Source organism: Ramlibacter agri, from assembly GCF_012927085.1.
GTDB classification, from domain to species: Bacteria; Pseudomonadota; Gammaproteobacteria; order Burkholderiales; family Burkholderiaceae_C; genus Ramlibacter; species Ramlibacter agri.
Genome location: NZ_JABBFX010000013.1, coordinates 1 through 1,017, shown reverse-complemented (window position 1 = coordinate 1,017; position 1,017 = coordinate 1). Strand labels below are relative to the sequence as shown.

The following is a 1,017-nucleotide window of genomic DNA, read 5'->3' as shown; positions in this document are numbered from 1 at the left end:
TTACTCCATGATCTTGGCAACGACGCCGGCGCCGACGGTCTTGCCGCCTTCGCGGATGGCGAAGCGCAGGCCTTCTTCCATCGCGATCGGGGCGATCAGCTTGACGGTGATCGTCACGTTGTCGCCGGGCATGACCATTTCCTTGTCCTTCGGCAGCTCGATCGCGCCGGTCACGTCCGTCGTGCGGAAGTAGAACTGCGGGCGATAGTTGTTGAAGAACGGCGTGTGGCGGCCGCCTTCGTCCTTGGACAGCACGTAGATCTCGGCGGTGAAGTGCGTGTGCGGCTTCACGCTGCCCGGCTTGGCCAGCACCTGGCCGCGCTGCACTTCTTCACGCTTGGTGCCGCGCAGCAGGATGCCCACGTTGTCGCCCGCTTGACCCTGGTCCAGCAGCTTGCGGAACATTTCCACGCCGGTGCAGGTGGTCTTCACGGTCGGGGCCAGGCCCACGATCTCGATTTCCTCGCCGACCTTGACCACGCCACGCTCCACGCGGCCGGTCACCACCGTGCCACGGCCGGAGATGGAGAACACGTCTTCCACCGGCATCAGGAAGGCACCGTCCACGGCGCGCTCGGGCGTCGGGATGTAGGTGTCCAGCGCGTCGGCCAGGCTCATGATGGCCTTCTCGCCCAGGTCGCCCTTGTCGCCTTCCAGCGCCAGCTTGGCCGAACCCTTGATGATGGGCGTCTCGTCGCCGGGGAAGTCGTACTTGGTGAGCAGTTCGCGCACTTCCATTTCGACCAGTTCCAGCAGTTCCGCGTCGTCCACCATGTCGCACTTGTTCATGAACACGATGATGTAGGGCACGCCCACCTGGCGCGCCAGCAGGATGTGCTCGCGCGTCTGGGGCATCGGGCCGTCAGCGGCCGACACCACCAGGATGGCGCCGTCCATCTGGGCGGCACCGGTGATCATGTTCTTCACGTAGTCGGCGTGGCCGGGGCAGTCCACGTGCGCGTAGTGACGGTTCTGCGTCTCGTACTCGACGTGCGCGGTGTTGATCGTGATGCCGCG

At 65.1% G+C, this 1,017-nt stretch carries 1 protein-coding gene; it reads right to left on the bottom strand.

Annotation, left to right across the window (positions count from 1 at the left end; translation table 11 throughout):
• On the bottom strand, window positions 1-1,017 hold a 1,017-nt coding region (tuf, locus tag HHL11_RS34115; RefSeq protein WP_169423093.1), incomplete at its 5' end, for an elongation factor Tu.